This window comes from Shinella sp. 1A1 (assembly GCF_055379515.1).
In genome coordinates this window covers 3,310,001-3,332,971 of the sequence record NZ_AP039671.1, presented here as the reverse complement: position 1 = coordinate 3,332,971, position 22,971 = coordinate 3,310,001, and the positions used below count along the sequence as shown (strand labels likewise).

Annotated in this window: 17 protein-coding genes, 1 tRNA gene and 2 rRNA genes (1 of these 20 running past the window's edge); 4 read left to right on the top strand and 16 right to left on the bottom strand. The window is 64.8% G+C overall.

The features are described from left to right. Positions 1-23: 23 nt before the first annotated feature. A complete protein-coding gene (gene hyi / locus ACZ48C_RS16200) occupies positions 24-803 on the bottom strand; it encodes a hydroxypyruvate isomerase (RefSeq protein ID WP_119257207.1) in 780 nt (259 codons plus the stop codon). 17 nt (positions 804-820) lie between these two features. After that, the gene (gene gcl, locus ACZ48C_RS16195; protein ID WP_464781728.1) at positions 821-2,608 is read right to left on the bottom strand and encodes a glyoxylate carboligase; all 1,788 of its coding nucleotides are present in this window, start codon (positions 2,606-2,608) and stop codon (positions 821-823) included. A gap of 165 nt (positions 2,609-2,773) precedes the next feature. On the opposite strand from gcl, the gene bhcR reads away from it, so the two are divergent. Beyond that, the gene (bhcR, locus tag ACZ48C_RS16190; protein ID WP_234186841.1) at positions 2,774-3,595 is read left to right on the top strand and encodes an HTH-type transcriptional regulator BhcR; all 822 of its coding nucleotides are present in this window, start codon (positions 2,774-2,776) and stop codon (positions 3,593-3,595) included. Between the two features lie 195 nt (positions 3,596-3,790). Here the strand turns inward: bhcR and guaD are convergent, their stop codons facing one another. Next, positions 3,791-5,134, bottom strand: a complete 1,344-nt coding sequence (guaD, locus tag ACZ48C_RS16185; protein WP_464781727.1) for a guanine deaminase — start codon at positions 5,132-5,134, stop codon at positions 3,791-3,793. Next, positions 5,131-6,372 (bottom strand): urate hydroxylase PuuD, encoded by a 1,242-nt coding sequence (locus ACZ48C_RS16180; protein ID WP_424548781.1) that lies wholly within the window; start codon positions 6,370-6,372, stop codon positions 5,131-5,133. Before ACZ48C_RS16180 ends, guaD begins: the two co-directional genes overlap by 4 nt. A 140-nt stretch (positions 6,373-6,512) precedes the next feature. Here ACZ48C_RS16180 and ACZ48C_RS16175 point away from each other — a divergent pair, with 140 nt between their 5' ends. Further along, complete coding sequence (locus ACZ48C_RS16175) at positions 6,513-7,460, top strand: LysR family transcriptional regulator (protein ID WP_464781726.1); 948 nt, start codon at positions 6,513-6,515, stop codon at positions 7,458-7,460. Here ACZ48C_RS16175 and xdhC read toward each other — a convergent pair. From xdhC to uraH, 4 genes are read right to left on the bottom strand one after another with little or no spacing between them, the layout of a single operon-like run. After that, positions 7,450-8,298, bottom strand: a complete 849-nt coding sequence (gene xdhC, locus ACZ48C_RS16170) for a xanthine dehydrogenase accessory protein XdhC (RefSeq protein ID WP_119257201.1) — start codon at positions 8,296-8,298, stop codon at positions 7,450-7,452. The genes ACZ48C_RS16175 and xdhC overlap by 11 nt on opposite strands. Before the next feature lie 4 nt (positions 8,299-8,302). After that, positions 8,303-10,657: a xanthine dehydrogenase molybdopterin binding subunit gene (xdhB, locus tag ACZ48C_RS16165; RefSeq protein WP_464781725.1), complete on the bottom strand. Its 2,355-nt coding sequence runs from the start codon at positions 10,655-10,657 to the stop codon at positions 8,303-8,305. A gap of 3 nt (positions 10,658-10,660) precedes the next feature. Beyond that, entirely contained in the window at positions 10,661-12,145 is a 1,485-nt protein-coding gene (gene xdhA / locus ACZ48C_RS16160; RefSeq protein ID WP_119257199.1) for a xanthine dehydrogenase small subunit, read from the bottom strand. Positions 12,146-12,148: 3 nt separating this feature from the next. After that, positions 12,149-12,514 (bottom strand): hydroxyisourate hydrolase, encoded by a 366-nt coding sequence (gene uraH, locus ACZ48C_RS16155; RefSeq protein WP_424548786.1) that lies wholly within the window; start codon positions 12,512-12,514, stop codon positions 12,149-12,151. Positions 12,515-12,674: 160 nt separating this feature from the next. On the opposite strand from uraH, the gene puuE reads away from it, so the two are divergent. Beyond that, the gene (puuE, locus tag ACZ48C_RS16150) at positions 12,675-14,093 is read left to right on the top strand and encodes an allantoinase PuuE (RefSeq protein WP_464781724.1); all 1,419 of its coding nucleotides are present in this window, start codon (positions 12,675-12,677) and stop codon (positions 14,091-14,093) included. A 121-nt stretch (positions 14,094-14,214) separates the two neighbouring features. Further along, the gene (locus tag ACZ48C_RS16145) at positions 14,215-14,700 is read left to right on the top strand and encodes an ureidoglycolate lyase (protein WP_464781723.1); all 486 of its coding nucleotides are present in this window, start codon (positions 14,215-14,217) and stop codon (positions 14,698-14,700) included. A 353-nt stretch (positions 14,701-15,053) separates the two neighbouring features. Here the strand turns inward: ACZ48C_RS16145 and ACZ48C_RS16140 are convergent, their stop codons facing one another. The 8 genes from ACZ48C_RS16140 to ACZ48C_RS16105 all read right to left on the bottom strand — a co-directional run. After that, positions 15,054-16,346, bottom strand: coding sequence for an NCS2 family permease (locus ACZ48C_RS16140; protein WP_119257195.1), 1,293 nt, complete (start codon positions 16,344-16,346; stop codon positions 15,054-15,056). Between the two features lie 234 nt (positions 16,347-16,580). After that, a complete protein-coding gene (locus ACZ48C_RS16135; RefSeq protein ID WP_464781722.1) occupies positions 16,581-17,039 on the bottom strand; it encodes a YbaK/EbsC family protein in 459 nt (152 codons plus the stop codon). Positions 17,040-17,094: 55 nt separating this feature from the next. Then, positions 17,095-18,492 (bottom strand): DUF2793 domain-containing protein, encoded by a 1,398-nt coding sequence (locus ACZ48C_RS16130; protein ID WP_464781721.1) that lies wholly within the window; start codon positions 18,490-18,492, stop codon positions 17,095-17,097. A gap of 154 nt (positions 18,493-18,646) precedes the next feature. Further along, positions 18,647-20,389 carry an L-arabinonate dehydratase gene (gene araD, locus ACZ48C_RS16125; RefSeq protein ID WP_464781720.1) on the bottom strand — a complete coding sequence of 581 codons (1,743 nt, stop codon included), beginning with the start codon at positions 20,387-20,389 and terminating at the stop codon, positions 18,647-18,649. A gap of 128 nt (positions 20,390-20,517) precedes the next feature. Next, complete coding sequence (locus ACZ48C_RS16120; protein ID WP_464781719.1) at positions 20,518-20,691, bottom strand: hypothetical protein; 174 nt, start codon at positions 20,689-20,691, stop codon at positions 20,518-20,520. Positions 20,692-20,705: 14 nt separating this feature from the next. After that, a tRNA-Met gene (locus ACZ48C_RS16115) sits at positions 20,706-20,782 on the bottom strand. Positions 20,783-20,876: 94 nt separating this feature from the next. Next, positions 20,877-20,991: ribosomal RNA gene (gene rrf, locus ACZ48C_RS16110) — 5S ribosomal RNA — on the bottom strand. Between the two features lie 119 nt (positions 20,992-21,110). Further along, positions 21,111-22,971, bottom strand: a 23S ribosomal RNA gene (locus tag ACZ48C_RS16105); it runs 936 nt beyond the window's last position.

The following is a 22,971-nucleotide window of genomic DNA, read 5'->3' as shown; positions in this document are numbered from 1 at the left end:
CCAGTCTTGAAATGGTTTGAGGCTCAGCGGCCGACTTCGGCCAGCCAGCCGAGGCCTTCCCCGGTGGTGGTGCGCGGCTTGTATTCGCAGCCGATCCAGCCGTCGTAACCGAGCGCATCGAGCGTCCTGAATACGAAGGGCCAGGCGATCTCGCCGGTGCCCGGCTCGTTGCGGCCCGGATTGTCGGCAAGCTGCACGTGGGGGATCTGCGCCTGGTGCTTCTTGAACGTACCGATCAGCTCGCCCTCGGTGCGCTGCTGGTGGTAGAGGTCGTACTGGATATAGAGGTTGTCGGAGCCGACCTCGGCGATGATCGAGGCCGCCTGATCCGGCGTGTTGAGATAGAAGCCGGGAATGTCGAAATGGTTGATCGGCTCGATCAGCAGCTTGATACCGTGCTTGCCGAGCTCGCTCGCCGCCAGCTTGAGGTTGGAGACGAAGGTGGTGCGCAGCACGCTGTCCGGCACGCCGGCCGGTGCGATGCCCGACAGGCAGTTGACTTGCTTGCAGCCGAGCGCCGTCGCATAGTCGATGGCCGAGGCGACGCCCCGGCGGAACTCGTCGACGCGATCCGGCAGCACCGCGATGCCGCGCTCGCCGCCGGCCCAGTTGCCGGCCGGCAGGTTGTGCAGGACCTGGGTGAGGCCGTGCTTCTTCAATTCGGCGCGCAGGGCTTCCTTGTCGAAATCGTAGGGGAAGAGATACTCGACCCCCTCGAAGCCGGCCTTGGCGGCCAGGGCGAAGCGCTCCATGAAGGGCACTTCATTGAAGAGCATGGTCAGGTTGGCCGCAAATTTCGGCATTGTATTCTCCCTCTAACTCAATCCAGCAGGGCGGCCAGCGTTGCCGTCGGCGCATCCTCGCCGCGTTCTGCCAGTTCCTCGAATTCGACGACAGCGTTGATGTCGGCGCCCATGGCGATGTTCGTGACGCGCTCGAGGATGAACTCGATGACGACGGGAACCTGGTGCTCCTTCATCAGCTTCTGCGCCGTGTTGAAGGCTTCCTGGAACTCGTTGGCGCTGCGGACACGGATCGCCTTGCAGCCGAGGCCTTCGGCGACCGCGACGTGATCGACGCCGTAGCCGGCTTCCGAGTCGGCATTCGCATTGATGTTGTCGAAAGCGAGCGAGACCTCGAAGTCCATGTTGAAGCCGCGCTGGGCCTGCCGGATGAGGCCGAGATACGAGTTGTTCACGACCACATGCAGGTAGGGCAGCTTGTGCTGGGCGCCGACCGCAAGCTCCTCGATGAGGAACTGGAAGTCGTAGTCACCCGACAGCGCGACGATCGGACGATCCGGATCGGCGGCGCGCACGCCGAGCGCTGCCGGCAGCGTCCAGCCGAGCGGGCCGGCTTGGCCGCAATTGATCCAGTTGCGCGGCTTGTAGACATGCAGGAACTGCGCGCCGGCGATCTGGCTGAGGCCGATGGTCGAGACGTAGCAGGTGTCGCGGTCGAAGGCCCTGTTCATCTCCTCGTAGACGCGCTGGGGCTTCAGCGGCATCTGGTCGAAATGGGTCTTGCGCAGCATGGTGCGCTTGCGCTCGCGGCATTCGCCGGCCCAGCCGGACCAGTCGCGCAGCTTGCCCGCCGCCTTCCATTCCGTGGCGACCTCGACGAAGACCTGAAGGGCCGCGCCGGCATCGGAGACGATGCCAAAATCCGGCGTGAAGACGCGGCCGATCTGCGTCGGCTCGATGTCGACATGGATGAACTTGCGGCCTTCCGTATAGGTCGGGATGTTGCCGGTGTGGCGGTTTGCCCAGCGGTTGCCGATGCCGAAGACGAAGTCCGAGGCAAGCAGCGTGGCATTGCCGTAGCGGTGCGAGGTCTGCAGGCCGCACATGCCGGCCATCAGCGGGTGATCGTCCGGAATGACGCCCCAGCCCATCAGAGTCGGGATGACGGGAACGCCGGTGATTTCCGCAAGCTCGACCAGAAGGTCCGAGGCATCCGCATTGATGATGCCGCCGCCGGCGACGAGCAGCGGGCGCTCGGATTCATTGAGCATGGCGAGCGCCTTCTCGGCCTGGGCGCGGGTGGCGGCCGGCTTGTAGGGTGTCAGAGGCTCGTATGCGTCGATGTCGAACTCGATCTCCGCAAGCTGGACGTCGATCGGCAGGTCGATGAGGACCGGGCCGGGGCGGCCGGAGCGCATCGTATGGAACGCCTTCTGGAAGACGTAAGGCACGAGGCCCGGCTCCATGACCGTGACGGCCCATTTGGTGACGGGCGCAGCGATCTTGGCGATGTCGACCGCCTGGAAGTCTTCCTTGTCGAGGCGGGCGCGCGGCGCCTGGCCGGTGATGCAGAGGATCGGGATCGAATCGGCGGAAGCCGAGTAGAGGCCGGTGATCATGTCGGTGCCGGCAGGGCCGGACGTGCCGATGCAAAGGCCGATATTGCCGGCACGGGCACGGGTATAGCCTTCGGCCATGTGGCTGGCGCCCTCAACATGGCGGGCCAGGATATGGCGGACCGAGCCGCGCGCCTTCAGCGCCGAATAGAAGGGATTGATCGCAGCGCCCGGAACGCCGAAGGCACAATCGATGCCTTCCTTCTCCAGAACCAGCACCGCCGCATCGACAGCACGCATTTTAGCCATGGGTTTTCCTCCGTCTCTCGAGAAGGAAGGTAGCGCATCCGTATTTCGGCGCAATCATAAAATGGAAATCAATCCCATTATACGGAAATAAACATTTTCAACGAAACTGGAACAATCGCTCCGGGCCGGCTATGGGAATGGCAAGGCAGGCAGGAGAAGACCATCATGGCAGAGCATCAGGAAAAGACGCGCGGACGGCCCGGCCGGAAGCCGGCGGAAAATGCGGCGCCGTCCTCGGTGCAGGTGCTCGACCGGAGCCTGAAGCTGCTCGATCTGGTGGCCGCGGCTGACGGCGCGGCGCTGACGGACCTTGCGGACGCTTCCGGCATGGCGCCCTCCACCGTGCACCGGCTGCTCACCTCGCTCGCCCAGCACGGCATGGTGACGCATGACGGGGAGACCGGCGCCTGGACGATCGGCGTCAAGGCCTTCGAGATCGGCACCGCCTATCTGCGCTTTCGCAAGCTCGGCACGATCAGCCGGCCGTTCCTCAAGCAATTGATGGAGGGATGCGGCGAGACCGCCAATATCGCCATCGAGGACGACGGCGACGTCGTCTTCATCTCGCAAGTCGAAAGCCATGCGCCGATGCGCGCCTTCTTCCGCCCCGGCCGGCGCGGGCCGATCCATGCTTCCGGCATCGGCAAGGCGATTCTCTCGACCTGGCCCAACGCCCGGATCGAGGCGCTGCTTACCGGCCGCACGCTGCAGCATTTCACCGACAAGACCCGCGATACGATCCCGACGCTGCTGGAGGATATCGGCAGGATCCGCGCCCGCGGCTGGTCGATCGACGACGAGGAGCACACGCTCGGCATGCGCTGCGTGGCGGCGCCGATCTTCGACGAATATGGCGAGGCGGTTGCCGGCATCTCGGTGTCTGGCCCGGCGGTGCGGCTTCCCGACAGCAAGGTGGATGCCTTCGGCCCCGTGGTTCGCGCGGCGGCGGAGGGCGTGACGCGGGCGATGGGCGGACGGCTGGCGTAGTCGACCGGACAGCACGGCCCCTCATCCCGCTGCCGCGACCTTCTCCCCGCAAGCGGGGAGAAGGGGGATGATGCGCCGTTTTCCTCCAGCAATTCCTGCAGAGGGAAGGAAAGCCGTGCCACGCTTTTCCTTCTCCCCGCTTGCGGGGAGAAGGTGGCCGGCAGGCCGGATGAGGGGCGATCCGCCCCGGATCCGTCAGGCGGTTTCGAGCAGACGGCTTGCGGCCGCCGCGCGCTTTGCGCCCTTGCCCTTCATCGCCTTGCCGGCGACATAGACTTCGGCAACGCAGCGGTCGTCGCCCATGGTCTGGAGGATGAAGAGCTCCTCCAGCAGCGATTTCGCCGTGCGCATGCGGTATTCCATCGCCGTCTTGGCGCTCGAATCGAGCACGACGATATCCGCATCCGCCCCGGCATGGAGCGAGCCGATATGCTTCTCCAGCCCGAGCGCGCGGGCATTGCCGAGCGTCATGCGGTAGAAGGAATTGAACGGCGTCAGCTTCTGGCCGCGAAGGTGCAGCACCTTGTAGGCCTCGTCCATGGTTTCCAGCATGGAGAAGCTGGTGCCCGCGCCGACATCCGTCGCTACCGACCAGCGCGCGCCGGCCTTGTCGAAGCGGTCGCGGTCGAAGAGGCCGGACCCCAGAAAGAGGTTCGACGTCGGGCAGAAAACGCCGACGCTGCCGGTCTCGGCGAGCACGCCGATTTCCCGGTCGCTGAGATGGATGCAATGGCCGAGCAGCATGCGCTCGTTCAGCAGGCCGTAGCGGGCGTAGATATCCGTATAGTCCTTGGCGTCCGGATAGAGCGAGGTCGCGAAGGCGATCTCGTCGTGGTTTTCGGAAAGGTGAGTCTGGACGTAGCAGGTCGGATTTTCGGCGACGAGCGCCTGGCTCATCTCCATCTGCTCCGGCGTCGAGGTGATGGCGAAGCGCGGGCTGATCGCATAATGCGCGCGGCCGCGGCCGTGCCATTTCGCGATCAGCGCCTTCGTCTCGTCATAGCCCTTCTGCGGCGTGTCGCGCAGCGCGTCGGGCGCGTTGCGGTCCATCATCACCTTGCCGCCGACCATGCGCATGCCCCGCGCCTCGGCCGCCGAGAAATAGGCGTCGACGCTCTCGGGATGCACCGAGCAATAGGCGACGGCAGTGGTGGTGCCGTTCGACAGAAGCTCGTCGAAGAAGCGGTCCGCCACGGCGCCCGCATGGGCGGCGTCGGCGAATTTCTGCTCCTCGACGAAGATGTAGGTGTTCAGCCATTCGAGAAGCTGTGCACCGTAGGAAGCGATGGCCTGGGTCTGCGGGAAGTGCAGATGCGTATCGATAAGGCCCGGCAGAACGAGGTTCGGCCGGTGGTCGGCCACCTCGACATCCGCGCCGGCGAGTTTGCTGATGACAGCATGATCGCCCGTGTCCACCACCTTGCCGCCACGCACGAGGACGGCACCGTCCTCGAAATAGCGGTAGGCAGCCGTGTCGTCGATGCCCTGCGGCTCGGCGACGAAGGTCAGCACCCGTCCGCGGATCAGGAGATCGCTCATTGCGTCTTCTCCCCGCTGACGGCGCTTTCGTACCAGGCGACGAAGAGCTTGCGCTCCTCGTCGGAGACCTGCGTGACGTTTGCCGGCGGCATGGCATGCGAACGGCCGGCCTGCAGGTAGATCTCGCGCGCGTGGTTGGCGATATCGTGGTCCGTTTCGAGGACCACGCCCTTCGGCGGCGCGATCAGGCCTTCCCAGCCGGGCTCCTTGGCATGGCACATGGAGCAGCGGCCGAGCACGGTGTCGCGCACCTTCGGGAAGGCTTCCGCCGTCATGAAGGGTTGCGCCGTCGCGGAAACCTTCGCGTCGGCCGTCTCGCCCGTCAGGATCTTCGGCACCGTGGAGAGCCACATGATGGCGACGAAGAGCAGGGCCGTGGCGAGCCAGGTCCAGGTCGGGTTGCCGGCATTGGCGTGGCGGGTGTTGAAGTAATGGCGGATGGTGACGCCCATCAGGAAGACGAGCGAGGCGATGATCCAGTTGAACTGCGTGCCGAAAGCCAGCGGATAGTGGTTCGACAGCATGAGGAACAGCACCGGCAGCGTCAGGTAGTTGTTGTGCGTGGAGCGCTGCTTGGCGATCTTGCCGTATTTCGGATCGGGCGTGCGGCCGGCGATGAGATCGGCGACGACGATGCGCTGGTTCGGCATGATGATGAAGAAGACGTTCGCCGACATGATCGTCGCCGTGAAGGCGCCGAGATGCAGGAACGCGGCTCTACCCGTGAAGAGCTGCGTATAGCCCCAGGCGACGACGACCAGGATGAAATAGAGCGCCACCATCAGCCGCGTGTTGTCGTTGCCGAAGGGCGACTTGCAGATGAGGTCGTACATGATCCAGCCGAAGGCGAGCGAACCGAGCGAGATGGCGATCGCCACCGGCTTGGAGACGTTCAGCACGTTCGGATCGATGAGGTAGAGGTCGGCGCCCGCGTAATAGACGAGACAGAGCATGCCGAAGCCGGAGAGCCAGGTGGCGTAGCTTTCCCATTTGAACCAGACGAGGTGCTCGGGCATCTTGGCCGGCGCGACGAGATACTTCTGGATATGGTAGAAGCCGCCGCCATGGACCTGCCATTCCTCGCCATGGGCGCCCGGCGGCAGATCGGGATGCTTCTTCAGGCCCAGGTCGAGGGCGACGAAATAGAATGACGAGCCGATCCAGGCGATCGCCGTGATGACGTGCAGCCAGCGGACGGCGAACATGACCCAGTCCCAGGCAATGGCGTATTCGTACATAGGGACCTCCTCCCATTTTCCATGGGCTTGTTTGCCATCAAGTGATTTTCCCGGAAATCCCGGTGAATCACCAACACTTTCAAAAAAAACTAAAAGATGAAGCCCACTTTGCTCCATACGCCGATGTGGTAGAAAGGGCCATGTCCTATCTCGATAATGTACGCGTCTTCGTTCGCGTGGTCGAACTCGGTACGCTTTCCGCGGCAGGGCGCGACCAGCGCGTCACCCCTGCGGTCGCCAGCAATCGCATCAAGGAGCTGGAGCGCCATCTCGGCGTGCGCCTCTTCAACCGCACCACGCGCAAGCTCTCGCCGACCGAGCACGGCCGCGTCTTCTACGAGGGCGCGGTGAAGATCATCGAGGCGGTGAACGAGGCGGAAGCGGCCATCGCGGACCTTTCGCGCAACCCCAAGGGGTCTCTGCGCATCACCGCTCCGCTCGGCATCGGCCGCCGGCTCATCGCTTCGGGCATTCCGGAATTCCACGACAAGTATCCCGATATCGAGGTGCGCGTGCGCCTGTCGGACCACAATGTCGACATCCTCGCAGAGGGCGTGGACGTCGCCTTCAAGCTCGGCGTGCTGGAGGATTCGAACCTGCGCATGCGCGGCATCCTCAAATGCGAGCGCGTGCTCTGCGCCTCGCCCGCCTATCTGGCGCGCCGCGGCATGCCCGCCAGTGCGGACGCGCTGATCGCCGACAAGCACGACTGTCTCCTGCTGCGCTATCCCGGCTCGAAGGAATATTTCTGGACGCTGGTGACGCCCGAAGGCCCGCGCAAGTTCGAGGTCGCCGGCCCCTATGACAGCGACGACGGCGACGTGCTCACCCAATGGGCGTTGGAGGACCGCGGCATCATCAACAAGCCGCGCTTCGAGGTGAACAGCCACCTGAAGGACGGAAGGCTCATCGAAATCCTGAAGGACAGCCCGCCCGCCTCCGTGCAGCTCGCCGCGATCTACCCGCACAAGCGCTTCCAGGACCCGAAGGTCCGCCTGATGATCGACTTCATGGCCGAGCGCTGTCAGCGGCTGATCGGCAGGCTGCTCGACGAGGAGCCGGCGGCGCTCGAGGAAACTATCGACTGAACGTTTCGGCAGCCTTCACCTGCTCCGCAGTCCATGACAGCGCGGCCGTCATGATCTCGGCGGCGGCAAGCGTGGCGATGACGGCGGGGCGCTTGTCCTTGAGGGCGGTGCCGCCGATGGGGCAGACGAGCTTTTCGAAGAGGCCGGGCGAACCGCTTTCGCGCGACAGCCAGTTGCGGAAGGTGGCACGCTTCGTCTTCGAGCCGATCATGCCGACATAGGCGGCATCCGTACGCCTCAGCGCCTCGGCGGCGATGAGGAAATCGAGCGCATGGTCGTGGGTGAGGATCACGAAGCTGCTGCCGGCGGGCGCATCGCGCACCACGGCCTCGGGCATGGGGGTGAGGCACGTCTCGATGCGCGGCACCGTGGAGGCCATCAGCTCGTCCTCCCGCGTATCCACCAGGATGACGCGCAGCGGCGCGAGCGAGAGCGCCATGGCAAGCGCATCGCCGACATGGCCGGCGCCGAAGACATAGACATGCGGGCGCGCCGCCATTTCCCGCTCGCTGCGGGCGACGAGGTCGCTTGCCAGCGAAGGCCCGACCGCGGTGAAGGCAAGGCCGACCCGGCCGCCGCAGCACTGGCCGATCTCCGGGCCGAGCGGTACGTTCATCGGCTCGGCGGCAAGGCCGGAGCGCAGCGCCCGCCTTGCCTGGTCGATGGCCATGTATTCGAGCTGCCCGCCGCCGATCGTCGCGAAGATCGCCCGCTCGGAGACGAGCATCCAGGCATCGGTGTCGCGCGGCGTGGAGCCCGCGGCTCCCGTCACCTCGACAAGGATGACCGCTCGCTCGCGGCGAAGGAAATCCCTGATATCTTCGCGCGCGACAGGCATCGTTTCACCCCTTTTTACCGGCTTTCAGCCGCTCGATGGCCATCAGCACGCGCTCGGGCGTCGCGGGAGCATCGAGTTTCGGGCAGACCTTGTGATCCGCCACGCTCGCTACAGCATCCGACAGTGCGTGCAGCACGGAAAGACCCAGCGGCAGCGGCGGTTCGCCGACCGCCTTGGAGCGGTGGATCGTCGGCTCGTAGGCTTCCGACCAGTCGGTGAGCGCCACGTTGAAGATCTTCGGACGGTCCGAGGCGAGCGGGATCTTGTAGGTGGAGGGCGCGTGGGTGCGCAGCCGCCCCTTGCCGTCCCACCACAATTCCTCCGTCGTCAGCCAGCCCATGCCCTGGATGAAGCCGCCCTCGACCTGGCCGATATCGATGATCCGGTTCAGCGAGCGGCCGGTATCGTGCAGGATATCGGTGCGCTCGACGACATATTCGCCGGTCAGCGTATCGATGGAGACTTCCGAGCAGGCCGCGCCGTAGGCGTAGTAGTAGAAGGCGTGGCCGCGGCCCTTGGAGCGGTCCCAGTGGATCTTCGGCGTCTTGTAGAAGCCGGCCGCCGAGAGCTGGACGCGTGCCATATAGGCCTGCTTGACGAGATCGTTGAAGGCGATCTCGGCATTGCCGATGCGCACCCGGTTGGGCAGGAAGACGACCTGGTCGCGCGGTACCTGATGGCTTTCCGCGGCAAAATCGATCAGCCGGTCCTTGATCTGGCGGGCGGCATTCTGCGCCGCCATGCCGTTGAGGTCGGCGCCCGAGGAGGCGGCGGTCGGCGAGGTGTTGGGCACCTTGGCGGTGGTCGTCGCGGTGATCTTCACCCGGTCGAGATCGATCTGGAACTCTTCCGCCACGACCTGCGCCACCTTCAGATGCAGGCCCTGGCCCATTTCCGTGCCGCCATGGTTCATGTGCACGGAGCCGTCCGTATAGACATGCACCAGCGCGCCGGCCTGGTTGGATTCGGTCTTGGTGAAGGAGATGCCGAACTTGACCGGCGTCAGCGCGATGCCGCGCTTGACGATGCGGCTCCCGGCGTTGAATTCGGCGATCGCCTTGCGGCGGCCGGCATAGTCGGCGCTCTGCTCCAGCTCGGCGACGATGCGCTGGATGATGCAGTCCTCGACCTTCTGGTGATAGGGCGTGAGGTTGCGCGTGCCCTCGACACCGATCTCGTCGTAGAAGTTCAGCTTGCGGATCTCGAGCGGGTCCTTGCCGACGGCGAAGGCCACCTCGTCGATGACGCGCTCGGCACCCACCATGCCCTGCGGGCCGCCGAAACCGCGGAAGGCGGTGTTCGAGACCGTGTTGGTATGCAGCAGCGCCGTCTTGGCATGGACATGCGGGAAGAAATAGGCGTTGTCGCAGTGGAACAGCGCCCGGTCGCCCACCGGGCCGGAGAGGTCGGCCGAAAAGCCGGCACGAAGCGCGAAGGTATAGTCCACGGCGAGGATGCGGCCCTCCTCGTCGAAGCCGACATCGTAGTCGATGGCGAAGTCGTGCCGCTTGCCGGTGGCGACCATGTCCTCGTCGCGGTCGAGCCGCACCTTCACGGCGCGGTTCAGCTTCTTGGCGGCGATGGCGGCGAGCGCCGCGCACTGGTTCGCCTGCGTTTCCTTGCCGCCGAAGCCGCCGCCCATGCGGCGCACTTCCACCGCCACGGCATGGCTCGGCACGCCGAGCGCATGGGCGATCATGTGCTGCGTCTCGCTCGGCCCCTGGGTCGAGCAATGGACCATGACCTCGTCGTCCTCACCCGGTACGGCGAGCGAGACCTGGCCTTCGAGATAGAAATGGTCCTGCCCGCCGAGCCGCATGCGGCCCTTCACGCGGCGCGGGGCGCCGTCGAGCGCGGTAGCCGCATCGCCGCGCTTCAGCGTCAGCGGCGGAAAGACCTGGCGGTGGGTGGACTGGTCGAGATCCCATATGTCGATATCGGCCGGCAGTTCCTCATATTCGATCTTCGCGAGCCGGGCGGCGCGGCGGGCCTCCTCGCGCGTCTCGGCGATGACGCAGAAGATCGGCTGGCCGTGGAACTCCACCTTGCCCGCGGCAAGCACCGGATCGTCGTGCATGCCCGAGGGCGAGATGTCGTTGACGCCGGGAATGTCCTCGTGCGTCAGCACCGCGACGACGCCGGGGGCGGCGCGCACCGCCGAGAGGTCGACGGATTTCAGCACGCCGTGGGCGACGGTGGAGAGGCCGAGGCCGCCATGCAGCGTGCCGGCGGGCTCGGTGATGTCGTCGATATAGACGGCGGTGCCGGCGACATGCTTGTGGGCGGAGTCATGGCGGGGGCTGGAATGCACGCCGCCGGTGATCTTCTCGGCCTTGAGGTCGGTCGTATGCTTGTTCATGGCTCACGCTGCCTCGTATCGTTGCACCTGCGCGCTCGCCGCGCCGGATGTGGTTTCCACGAAGAACCGCAGAAGCAGGTTTCTCGCCGCCAGCGCACGATATTCGGCGGTCGCACGCATGTCGGTCAGCGGCGCATAGTCTTCCGCGTATTTTTCCATGGCCGCTTCCACGGTCGCCTCGGTCCAGGGCTTCCCAAGGAGTGCGGCCTCGACGGCGAAGGCGCGCTTCGGCGTCGCCGCCATGCCGCCATAGGCGATCGTGATCGCCGCCACCGTGCCGTCGTCGGCAAGCGCCAGACGGAAGGCGCCGAGCGTCGCGGTGATGTCCTCGTCGCGGCGCTTGGTCACCTTGTAGATGGCGACCTTTTCCGACGCCGCCGGCACCGGCACATGCACGGCCTCGACGAATTCGCCCGGCTGGCGATCCTGCTTGCCATAGGCGATGAAGAAGTCCTGCAGGGAGATGGTGCGCCGTTCGGCGCCCTTGCGCAAGGTCAGCGTGCTGCCGAGCGCGATGAGCGCGGGGGGCGTATCGCCGATGGGCGAGCCGTTGGCGATGTTGCCGCCGATCGTACCCATGTTGCGCACCTGCTGGCCGCCGATGCGGTGGATCAGGGGCGCGAGGACCGGAATATGCTGCGCGAGGACCGAAACGGCCTCGCTATAGGTGACGCCGGCGCCGATGGAGACCGTGCCGTCCTTCACCGTGATGGATTTCAGCTCATCGAGGCCGGCGATGAAGACCGCAGGCGCGATGTCGCGCATGTGCTTCGTCACCCAGAGGCCGACATCGGTGGAGCCGGCGACGACCGTCGCGGTCGGCGAGGCTTCCAGCACGGCGGCAAAGTCGTCGAGGCCGGCGGGAACGACGAAGCGGTGCTTGCCCTCGCCGATCTCGACGCGGGCGCCGTCGCGCAGGTCCTTGAGGCGGGCGATCATGGTCTCGCGCTCGGCCAGCAGCGGATCCTTGTCCGTGCCGCCATAGGTCGAGATAGCGCGGGCGGCACGCAGGATCGGCTCGTAGCCGGTGCAGCGACAGAGATTGCCCTGCAGGGCCGTCTCGATCTCACGGTCGCTCGGGTTTGGCGTCGTCATCCAGAGCGCATAGAGCGACATGACGAAGCCCGGGGTGCAGAAGCCGCATTGCGAGCCGTGATAGTCCACCATGGCCTGCTGCACGGGATGGAGGCGTCCGTCGGCGGCGGCCAGATGCTCGACCGTCACGACATGACAGCCGTCCAGCGAGCCGAGGAAGCGGATGCAGGCATTGACGCCCTCATAGACGAGCCCGCCTTCCGGCGTCAGGCGTCCCACCAGCACGGTGCAGGCGCCGCAGTCGCCCTCGGCGCAGCCTTCCTTCGTGCCTTTCAGCAGGCGGGAGAGGCGCAGCCAGTCGAGCAGGGTCTGGTCCGGCGCGACGTCGCGCAGGGACACGTCCTTGCCATTGAGGATGAAACGCAGTTCCGAGCGGATCGTCACGGCCGCCATGGTTTAGCTCCCGCGGTAGGTGGAATAGCTGAAGGGCGAGACGAGAAGCGGTACATGGTAATGCGCGCCCTCGTCGGCAAGGCCGAAGCGGATCGGGATGATGTCGAGGAAGAGCGGGCCGTCGCCCGTGCGGCCGAGATAGTCGCCGGCATGGAAGCGCAGCTCGTAGGTGCCGGCCTTCATCGTCTCTCCCGACAGCAGCGGCGCGTCGCAGCGGCCGTCATCGTTCGTCTCGGTGGTCTTGAGGTGGTGGAACACATCGCCTTCGACCCGGTAGAGATCGATGCGCAGACCCTCCGCCGGCTTGCCGCGGGCGGTATCCAGAACGTGGGTCGTGAGCCGGCCGGCTCCGTGCGAATGAGACTGCATGTTTTCCTCCCGAGCACAATGCGCCTGCAATCACTATCCGCCAGCCCGTTTCCACTGAAAAGCAGAAAGATCGTTCGAGACTTTCAAATTTTCCGGGGGAATGGCACGCGCGATTTTCGGGTTAGACATGCACCATCGAAAACGTTTGGAGGAGCGTTCCATGCGATATTGCCGTGACATGCACGGATACGGAGAGACCCCGCCCAAGGCCGCATGGCCGGGCGAAGCGCGCGTCGCCGTTCAGTTCGTGCTGAACTACGAAGAGGGTGGGGAGAACTGCGTGCTGCATGGCGATGCGGCATCCGAAGCGTTCCTCTCCGAGATCGTCGGGGCCGCGCAATGGCCCGGCCAGCGCCATTGGAACATGGAATCGATCTACGAATACGGCGCCCGCGCCGGCTTCTGGCGCCTGCACCGGCTGCTGACGGAAAAGAGCGTTCCCGTGACGGTCTATGGCGTCGCGACCGCGCTCCGGCGCTCGCCCGCCCAGGTCGCCGCGATGCTCGAGGCCGGCTGGGAAATCGCCTCGCACGGCCTGAAATGGGTCGAGCACAAGGACATGAAGCCGGAGGAGGAGCGCGAGGCCATCGCCGAGGCGATCCGCCTGCACACGCTCGTCACCGGCGAGCGGCCGCGCGGCTGGTATACGGGCCGCTGTTCGGTCAACACGGTCGACCTCGTCACCGAGGCCGGCGGCTTCGACTATATCTCCGACACCTATTCGGACGACCTGCCCTACTGGTACGAGCATGGCGGCCGGCAGCAGCTGATCATTCCCTATACGCTCGATGCCAACGACATGCGTTTCGCCACCCCGCAGGGCTTCAATTCCGGCGACCAGTTCTTCAGCTACCTGAAGGATTCGTTCGACGCGCTCTATGCGGAAGGGGCGGCGGGCAGTCCGAAGATGATGAGCATCGGCCTGCACTGCCGCCTGATCGGCCGGCCCGGCCGCGTCATGGCGCTCGCCCGCTTCATCGACTACGCCAGGAGCCACGAGAAGGTCTGGATCGCCCGGCGCATCGACATCGCCGAGCACTGGGCGAACACCCATCCGCCGCGCCTGCCCGCCGAGCGGCCGTCGCAGATGAGCGAGGAGGCCTTCGTCGAGCGCTTCGGCGGCATCTTCGAGCATTCCGACTGGGTGGCCCGCCGGGCGTGGGCAGACGAGCTCTCGCCGGCGAACGACACGGCCGTCGGCCTTGCCGCCGCGCTCACCTTCCAGTTCCGCGCGGCGAGCGACGAGCAGCGGCTCGGCGTCCTCGTCGCCCACCCGGACCTTGCCGGCAAGCTGGCGCAGGCCAGACGCCTGACGGCAAGCTCGACGGAGGAGCAGGCCTCCGCCGGCCTCGATGCGCTGACGGACGAGGAGCGGACACGCTTCACCGAACTCAACGAGCGCTATGTCATGAAATTCGGTTTCCCGTTCATCATCGCCGTGCGCGACAACACGAAGGCGAGCATCCTTGCGGCCTTCGAAAAGCGCATCGCGAACGACCGCGACACCGAATTCGCCACCGCCTGCCGCCAGGTGGAGCGGATCGCCCTGCTCCGGCTGAAGGCGCTGCTTCCCGCCTGAGCGGAATATGATAGACCTTGGCGAGACGGGGAGCCTCCCCACCCTGTCCCGCTGCAACGTTCACCAGCACGGCCTGTCGCCGGCAAACGTATCCGGCCATTCCGGCCGAGGGAGGAAATCCATGAAGACCATCGAGATCAAACCGCTGACCCGCGAGGCTTTCGCGCCTTTCGGCCAGGTCATCGAGCAGGACGGCGCGCACAATTTCCCGATCAATGCGGGCAAGTGCGTGCGCTACCACGACCTTGCGCATATCGAGACGACCGGCGAGAAGGCGCGGCCGATGATCAGCCTCCTGCGCGGCGAGCCCTATCCGCTACCGCTGGAGCTCAACATGGTCGAGCGGCATCCGCTCGGCAGCCAGGCCTTCATTCCGCTTAGCGACAGCACCTTCCTGGTGGTCGTCGCGGAGGAGACGGAGAACGGCCCGGCCGAGCCGATCGCCTTCCGCACCTCGCCGGGCCAGGGCGTCAATATCGGCCGCAACATCTGGCACGGCATCCTGACCCCGCTCGACAAGCCCTCCGACTTCGCCGTGGTCGACCGCGGCGGCGAGGGGGTCAACCTCGAGGAGCATTTTTACGAGGAAGCGTTTCTGATCCGCTGAGACTTCCACCGGCCTCACGGATCTGCCGGCCCGCCTCCACGGGCCGGCTTTTTCGTATCCGGATTTTGTGAGCCATGAAGGAACGGGCTGCGCGACGAGCGTGGCCCTTTCGTGTCCGGAGACCTTTACCCATCAACGTCATGCTCGGCCTTGGGCCGAGAACCCACCCGCGAGCGGGGTGTGGGTGGTCGGGTTAAACCCGACCATGACGGACGGGAGGTGGGCGGGCAGGTGCAGAGCGCGGAAGACGGTGCGGCGAAATCCGCCGCTCCTGGCGATCTTTCTATCCTTACATCCCAAACGAAAAGGGCCGCGCTCGTCGCGCGGCCCTTTCCCGTCTTATGCGTCCCTTCCTATTCCGCGAAGAAGGCGAAGCGGATGACGAAGAGGATGGCGACGATGGCGGTTGCCGGGTGAATCTGGCGCCACTGACCGGTGAAGAGCTTCAGCACGACATAGCTGACGAAGCCGAAGGCAAGGCCGTTGGCGATGGAATAGGTGAAGGGCATGGCGAGCGCGGTGAGCGCGGCCGGAACCGCTTCCGTCAGTTCTTCCCAGTCGACTTCCGTCAGTTCGCGGATCATCAGGCCGGCGACGTAGAGCAGCGCCGGAGCCGTCGCGTAGCTCGGCACGGAGGCAGCGAGCGGCGAGATGAAGAGGGCGGCGAGGAACAGGATGGCGACGACGAAGGCGGTGAGGCCCGTGCGGCCGCCGGCCTGGACGCCCGAGGCGCTCTCGACATAGGCGGTGGTGCTGCTCGTGCCCATCAGCGAGCCGGCGACGATGGCCGTGCTGTCCGCGAGAAGCGCGCGGCCGAGGCGGCTCTTCTGGCCTTCCTGGATGAGGCCGGCGCGCTTGGCGACGCCGATCAGCGTGCCCGTGGCGTCGAAGACCTCGACCAGCACGAAGACGAGGATGACATGCAGCAGGCCGCCATGCAGCGCGCCGACGATGTCGAGCTGCAGGAAGGTCGGCAGGATCGACGGCGGGGCCGAGACGATGCCGCGGAACTCGCTGACGCCGAAGATCCAGGAGAGGACCGTCACGACGAGGATGCCGATGAGGATGGCGCCACGAACGCGCAGCGCATCGAGCACGGCAATGACGAAGAAGCCGAGGATCGCCAGAAGCGGGCCGGTCTGCTTGAGGTCGCCGAGGCCGACGAGGGTCGCCGGGTTGTCAACGACGATGCCGGAGCTCTTCAGGGCGATGATGCCGAGGAAGAGGCCGATACCGGCAGCAATCGCGCTTCTCAGCGAATGCGGGATGCCCTCGATCAGCCAGCTTCGCACGCCCGTCACCGTGAGGATGACGAAGATGGTGCCGGAGATGAAGACCGCGCCGAGCGCCTGCTGCCAGGTGAAGCCGAGCGCCGCCACGACGGTGAAGGCGAAGAAGGCGTTGAGGCCCATGCCGGGCGCCATGCCGATCGGCCAGTTGGCGACGAGCGCCATGACCATGGAGCCGAGCGCCGCGGCAAGACAGGTCGCGACGAAGACGGCGTCCCGGTCCATGCCCGTCGTCGACAGGATGTCCGGATTGACGAAGATGATATAGGACATGGTGAGGAAGGTCGTCAGACCCGCGATCACTTCGGTGCGAACCGACGTGCCGTGCTCACTCAGCTTGAAAAGCTTTTCAAACATATTTTCTCCCCCTGGCGGACGCAGGTCGCGTCGCCGTGCGATAGATCCGGGCCAGATGCTCCTCCAGCAGCCCGTTCGCGGCTCCTTCCGCGCCTGTGCACGGCGGTCCGCAAGAGACGGGCCACCGGTGATCACAGCTTCGTTATATTGCGATTTCCCGTGCAACCGCGCCAGCCGGGGATTTCCCCGGATTTTAGCGAAACTCTTTCACGGCGGGCGGCGCCCGCCACCGCCTCAATCGCAGACATCGACCCATTGCCCGCCGACGAGACCCGCCATGCGGTCCGGCGCGATGCGCACCGCCGCATTGGTCGCGCCGGCTGCCGGCACCACCTCGTCGAAGGCGCGCAGCGACACGTCGCAATAGACCGGAAGCGCCGAGGGAAGGCCGAAGGGGCAGACGCCGCCGACCGGGTGGGAGGTCGCCGACACCACCTCTTCCGCCCCGAGCATGCGCGGCTTTGCGGCAAAACGGTCCTTGAACTTGCGGTTGCTCAGCCGCGCCGTGCCGGCCGCGACGATGAGCACGATCTCCTCGCCGACGCGCAGGCAGATCGTCTTGGCGATCTGCGCGGGTTCGACGCCATGCGCCTCGGCGGCGAGCGGCACGGTCGCCGAGCTCTGCTCGGTGACGAGCACGTCGATATCGGGAGCATTCCGGGCGAAGAAGGTGCGGACGGATTCGAGCGACATGGCCTGTCATAACCAGACCGGCGGCCCCGATGCAAGAGCCGCCGCGTCGATCCCGTCAGGCATAGATGCCGCCGGAGGGGGTGGTGCCGGCCGCCGAGCCGGGCAGGAAGGTTGCCACCTTGCCGAAGGTGTTGACGACGCCGTTGGTCTCGGCAAGGTAGCGGCTGCCGGTGGCGCTGCCGACGATCACCGGGCTCGACAGCGATACGGTGCCGGCATTGCGGGCCGCGACGAACTGGGTGAAGGCGGGGGTGCCGGTCAGCGTGAAGGTGCGCCCCTCGCCGGTGAGGAGGCCGGCGCCGATGTTCATGTGCCGGCGCGCACCGCCATTGATGGTGTAGTTCTCCTCCAGCACGATTCGGCAGGGATTGTCGGAGAAGATGTGATCGGCATTCGCCCCGATCGCACCGAATTCCATCTTGCCGAGCCGGAGGGTGACGCCGTTGCCGACGGAGAGCCCGTGCACGAGGTCCGTCGCGATGGCGATGCGGATGCCGGAGACGCGGACCTGCGCGCCGTTGGAAAAGACGAGGCCGCCCGTGAGGACCACGGAGGCCGGCGTCGTCTCGTTGCCCTTGATGAAGAGCGTGCCGCCGCCGAGCAGAGGCCGGGCGACCGTCGCCCCGGCGTAACTGCCGTCGGCAAGCTGGATGGTGACGTCATGGCTGGCGCAATCGAGCCCGTGCGCGGCGTCCACCGCCTTCTGCAGGGTCGCGAAGGGCGCGCCGGGTGACAAGCCGTCATTGCCGTCGCTGCCGCCGGCCGCGACGTGATAGGTGCGGCTTGCGGAAAGCTGCGGGCGAAGCCCCTCCACGCCGGCGGGAAAGCGGACGCGCCCCGTCGTCGGGTCCGCCACCATGGCATCCACGAAGGATGCACCGTCCGCGCTCACCTTGACGCGGAAGACATCGCTGCCGGCAAGCCCCATCTCGGCGCGGCCGGACCAGCCCGTCTGGAAGAGCAGCGAGGCCGTATCGCCGGCACTGGCCTTGTTGACCTTGATCTGGTGCCCCGCGCCCTCGTTGGTGAAGAGCGATGCGGGCGCGGCGACGGCCAGCCGGTTCGTCGCATCCGCCGTCGCGTTGATGCCGATCCGGTCGGGCAGCACGATATCGAAGCCGGCGGGCGCCCATTCGCCGTCCTTGAAGGCCAGCATGACATTCTCGTCGAGAACATAGGCAAGCCAGCCGGCGCGCGGCGGATAGAAGGTCCAGGCATCGTCCTGCCAGGCGGCGACCGCCTTCGCCTGGCCGGTCCAGGCGCCCGTCGCGCCCGCCGGCACGAGATAGCGCTCGCCGCCCGCCGGGCTTGCCGGCGGGCTCGAAAGCGCGCGGCTCAGGACGGCGAGATGCAGGATCGCATCCAGCGCCTTGATCGCCTCGTTATGGGTGACGTGCTTCTGCGCCTGCGCGGGCAGGATATAGGGAAGGTTGAGGTTTTCGGTCGCGTCCATTTCGTCCGGCTCCAGTCCTGTCGGTTCGGGACGAGTATAGGAGGGCGGCGGAAGGCGGGGAAAACGCGGCTTCGAAAAGCTTGCAACGGGGCGGCGGCCGGTAGAGGTGGCCGCCGCATTGGCAAAGGGCGATCCCACGGGATCGCCCGGCCGGTCAGTGCGAATCCTTCGGCACGGCATTGCCGCGGGCGCCGCGCAGGAAATCGAAGTCGGCGCCGGTATCGGCCCCGGTGACATGGTCGTGGTAGAGCATGCCGTAGCCGCTGGCGGGGCGCTCGACCGGGCTCTTCCATTCGGCAAGGCGGCGCTCGATCTCACCCTCCGGCACATCGAGATGCAGCCGCCGGTTCGGCACGTCGAGCTCGATGAAATCCCCGTCGCGCACGATGGCGAGCGGCCCACCGGCGGCGGCCTCCGGGCTGGTGTGCAGCACGACGGTGCCATAGGCAGTGCCTGACATGCGGGCGTCGGAAATGCGCACCATGTCGGTAATGCCCTTCTTCAGCACCTTGGGCGGCAGGCCCATATTGCCGACCTCGGCCATGCCCGGATAGCCGCGCGGACCACAGTTCTTCAGCACCATCACGCAGGTCTCGTCGATGTCGAGATCGGGATCGTTGATCTTGCGCTTGTAGTCGTCGATATCCTCGAAGACCACGGCGCGGCCGCGATGCACCATCAGCGAGGCAGTGGCGGCGGAGGGCTTCAGCACCGCACCCTTCGGCGCGAGGTTGCCCTTGAGCACGGCGATACCGCCGGCTTGCGCCAGCGCCTTCTCCGTCGGCAGGATGACGTCCTCGTTCCAGTTGGTGACGTCCTTGACCTCGTCCCAGATCTTCTCGCCGGAAACGGTGAGCGCCTCCTTATGGAGGAGACCCGCCTCACCGAGGCGCTTCAGTACCACCGGCAGGCCGCCCGCATAGAAGAACTCCTCCATGAGGTACTTGCCCGACGGCATGAGGTTGACGATGGTCGGCACGTCGCGGCCGAGACGGTCCCAGTCGTCGAGCGTCAGATCGATGCCGACGCGGCCGGCGAGCGCCAGGAGGTGCACGACGGCATTCGTCGAGCCGCCGATGGCGCCGTTGGTGCGGATGGCGTTCTCGAAGGCTTCGCGGGTGAGGATATCCGACGGCTTCAGGTCGTCCTTGACCATCTGCACGATCCTGCGGCCGGTGAGCTGCGCCATCACGCGGCGGCGGCTGTCGACGGCGGGGATGGCGGCATTGCCGGAAAGCGCCATACCAAGGGCTTCCGCCATGGAGGCCATGGTGGAGGCCGTGCCCATCGTGTTGCAGGTGCCCGACGAGCGGCTCATCGCCTGTTCGGCCTCGAGGAAGTCCTCCTTGCTCATCGTGCCGGCCTTGATGGCCTCCGACATCTGCCAGAGCGCCGTGCCCGAACCGACGCGCTCACCGCGGAACCAGCCGTTCAGCATCGGCCCGCCGGTGACGACGATGGAAGGGATGTCGGTGGAGGCCGCACCCATCAGAAGCGAGGGCGTGGTCTTGTCACAGCCGACGAGCAGCACCGCCCCGTCGATCGGCTGGGCACGCATCGTCTCCTCCACCGCGAGCGCGGCAAGGTTGCGGTACATCATGGCCGTCGGCCGGTAGGTGTTTTCCGAGGCCGAGAAGACCGGAACCTCCAGCGGAAAGCCGCCCGCCTCCCAGACGCCCGCCTTCACCTTCTCGGCAAGCTCGCGCAGATGCCCGTTGCAGGGAGTGAGGTCCGACCAGGTGTTGAGGATGCCGATCACCGGGCGCCCGTCGAACAGGTCGTGCGGGTAACCCTGGTTCTTCAACCAGCCGCGGTGATAGATGTTGTCGCGCGAGGTGCCGCCGTACCACTCCTGCGAACGCAGCTTGCGCGGCCAGGGGGAGGGTTTGAATGTCATTGTCGTGCCTTGCTTTCTGTTCTGCGGGCGATGCGGAGCGCGCGCTCGCGCGCAAATCGCCATCCTCCCTGTGACCCACAGGGAAGCGCGGAACTCACATAACAGTCAAATCATCAATCCGGATCGCTTCATATCAATAGCGTCATAATGACGTCGCCAACATCATGGCGTCGATGGATGTGATCGACATCATGCAACAGCAGTTTGTCGCTTCCGCCCAGAACGATATGATGGCCCGCATTGCGTCCGGCGAGCTTGAGACGGAGCACAAACACTAAAAAGCCCCGCGACATTTCTGTCATCGGGGCTTTTGATTTGGTTGCGGGGGCAGGATTTGAACCTGCGGCCTTCAGGTTATGAGCCTGACGAGCTACCGGGCTGCTCCACCCCGCGTTATGTTTTTGCATGCAAAAGGGCCGCTTTGAGGGCGGCCCGATTTCGGCTTGGGCCGAGGATTGTTTTGAGAAGATTTGATTGCCTTTAGCAGACCTGGCAGCGACCTACTCTCCCGCGTCTTAAGACGAAGTACCATTGGCGCTGGGGCGTTTCACGGCCGTGTTCGGAATGGGAACGGGTGCAGCCACCCCGCCATAACCACCAGGTCGGCTAAGGGCAATCTTTTGAGAAGCTGGTAGAAGGCGGAGCCTTCGTTTGTTTAGTCTGTGAACACGTCTGGCTTCATCGCCCTTTTTCAAAGGGCCGATGAGCATGAACAATGAGAACGATCAAGCCAATCGAGCTATTAGTACCGGTAAGCTTCACACATTGCTGCGCTTCCACACCCGGCCTATCAACGTGGTCGTCTTCCACGGCTCTCAAGGGAATACTCGTTTTCAGGTTGGTTTCCCGCTTAGATGCCTTCAGCGGTTATCCATTCCATATATAGCTACCCTGCTATGCCCTTGGCAGGACAACAGGTCCACCAGAGATATGTCCATCCCGGTCCTCTCGTACTAGGGACAGATCCTGTCAATATTCCTACACCCACGGCAGATAGGGACCGAACTGTCTCACGACGTTCTGAACCCAGCTCACGTACCGCTTTAATTGGCGAACAGCCAAACCCTTGGGACCTGCTCCAGCCCCAGGATGCGATGAGCCGACATCGAGGTGCCAAACAACCCCGTCGATATGGACTCTTGGGGGTCATCAGCCTGTTATCCCCGGCGTACCTTTTATCCGTTGAGCGATGGCCCTTCCACGCGGGACCACCGGATCACTATGACCGACTTTCGTCTCTGCTCGACTTGTCAGTCTCGCAGTCAGGCGGGCTTATGCCATTGCACTCGACGACCGATTTCCGACCGGTCTGAGCCCACCATCGCGCGCCTCCGTTACTCTTTCGGAGGCGACCGCCCCAGTCAAACTACCCACCATACACGGTCCCGGATCCGGATAACGGACCGCGGTTAGACATCCATGACGATAAGGGTGGTATTTCAAGGATGGCTCCACAGAAACTGGCGTCCCTGCTTCAAAGCCTACCACCTATCCTACACATGCCGACACGAATGCCAGTGTAAAGCTATAGTAAAGGTGCACGGGGTCTTTCCGTCTAACCGCAGGAACCCCGCATCTTCACGGGGAATTCAATTTCACTGAGTCTCTGCTGGAGACAGCGGGGAAGTCGTTACGCCATTCGTGCAGGTCGGAACTTACCCGACAAGGAATTTCGCTACCTTAGGACCGTTATAGTTACGGCCGCCGTTTACTGGGGCTTCGATTCAAAGCTTGCACCTCTCCTCTTAACCTTCCAGCACCGGGCAGGCGTCAGACCCTATACGTCGTCTTGCGACTTCGCAGAGCCCTGTGTTTTTGATAAACAGTCGCTACCCCCTGGTCTGTGCCACCCTTCTACGGTTGCCCGCAAAAGGGTCACGCTTCTTCCGAAGTTACGCGTGCAATTTGCCGAGTTCCTTCAGCAGAGTTCTCTCAAGCGCCTTGGTATTCTCTACCTGACCACCTGTGTCGGTTTCGGGTACGGTCTATACGGTGGAGCTATTTCCTGGAACCGCTTCCCTGCACACCCAATCCAATAAGAATGTACAAGTTACGCAATCCGTCACTACCACCAGGCCCACGAATATTAACGTGGTTCCCATCGACTACGCGTGTCCGCCTCGTCTTAGGGGCCGGCTAACCCTGCTCAGATTAACTTTAAGCAGGAACCCTTGGTCTTTCGGCGAGGGAGTCTCTCACTCCCTTTATCGTTACTCATGTCAACATTCGCACTTCCGATACCTCCAGAGGCCCTCACGGGTCCTCCTTCGCAGGCTTACGGAACGCTCCGCTACCACTGGACTTGCGTCCAATCCTCAGCTTCGGTGCATGGCTTTAGCCCCGTTACATTTTCGGCGCAAAACCCCTTAATTAGACCAGTGAGCTGTTACGCTTTCTTTAAATGATGGCTGCTTCTAAGCCAACATCCTGGTTGTTTTGGGAGTCTCACATCCTTTCCCACTTAGCCATGACTTGGGGACCTTAGCTGGAGGTCAGGGTTGTTGCCCTTTTCACGACGGACGTTAGCACCCGCCGTGTGTCTGCCGACTAGTACTCCTCGGTATTCGGAGTTTGGTTAGGAT

Coding starts and splice junctions, on each gene's coding strand:
- xdhB (WP_464781725.1), bottom strand. CDS start 10,657: ATGAACAAGCATACGACCGACCTCAAGGCCGAGAAGATCACCGGCGGC.
- ACZ48C_RS16140 (WP_119257195.1), bottom strand. CDS start 16,346: ATGTTTGAAAAGCTTTTCAAGCTGAGTGAGCACGGCACGTCGGTTCGC.
- ACZ48C_RS16135 (WP_464781722.1), bottom strand. CDS start 17,039: ATGTCGCTCGAATCCGTCCGCACCTTCTTCGCCCGGAATGCTCCCGAT.
- ACZ48C_RS16130 (WP_464781721.1), bottom strand. CDS start 18,492: ATGGACGCGACCGAAAACCTCAACCTTCCCTATATCCTGCCCGCGCAG.
- araD (WP_464781720.1), bottom strand. CDS start 20,389: ATGACATTCAAACCCTCCCCCTGGCCGCGCAAGCTGCGTTCGCAGGAG.
- bhcR (WP_234186841.1), top strand. CDS start 2,774: ATGGCAGAGCATCAGGAAAAGACGCGCGGACGGCCCGGCCGGAAGCCG.
- xdhA (WP_119257199.1), bottom strand. CDS start 12,145: ATGGCGGCCGTGACGATCCGCTCGGAACTGCGTTTCATCCTCAATGGC.
- ACZ48C_RS16180 (WP_424548781.1), bottom strand. CDS start 6,372: ATGTACGAATACGCCATTGCCTGGGACTGGGTCATGTTCGCCGTCCGC.
- guaD (WP_464781727.1), bottom strand. CDS start 5,134: ATGAGCGATCTCCTGATCCGCGGACGGGTGCTGACCTTCGTCGCCGAG.
- xdhC (WP_119257201.1), bottom strand. CDS start 8,298: ATGCCTGTCGCGCGCGAAGATATCAGGGATTTCCTTCGCCGCGAGCGA.
- ACZ48C_RS16175 (WP_464781726.1), top strand. CDS start 6,513: ATGTCCTATCTCGATAATGTACGCGTCTTCGTTCGCGTGGTCGAACTC.
- ACZ48C_RS16145 (WP_464781723.1), top strand. CDS start 14,215: ATGAAGACCATCGAGATCAAACCGCTGACCCGCGAGGCTTTCGCGCCT.
- hyi (WP_119257207.1), bottom strand. CDS start 803: ATGCCGAAATTTGCGGCCAACCTGACCATGCTCTTCAATGAAGTGCCC.
- puuE (WP_464781724.1), top strand. CDS start 12,675: ATGCGATATTGCCGTGACATGCACGGATACGGAGAGACCCCGCCCAAG.
- uraH (WP_424548786.1), bottom strand. CDS start 12,514: ATGCAGTCTCATTCGCACGGAGCCGGCCGGCTCACGACCCACGTTCTG.
- gcl (WP_464781728.1), bottom strand. CDS start 2,608: ATGGCTAAAATGCGTGCTGTCGATGCGGCGGTGCTGGTTCTGGAGAAG.
- ACZ48C_RS16120 (WP_464781719.1), bottom strand. CDS start 20,691: ATGACAGAAATGTCGCGGGGCTTTTTAGTGTTTGTGCTCCGTCTCAAG.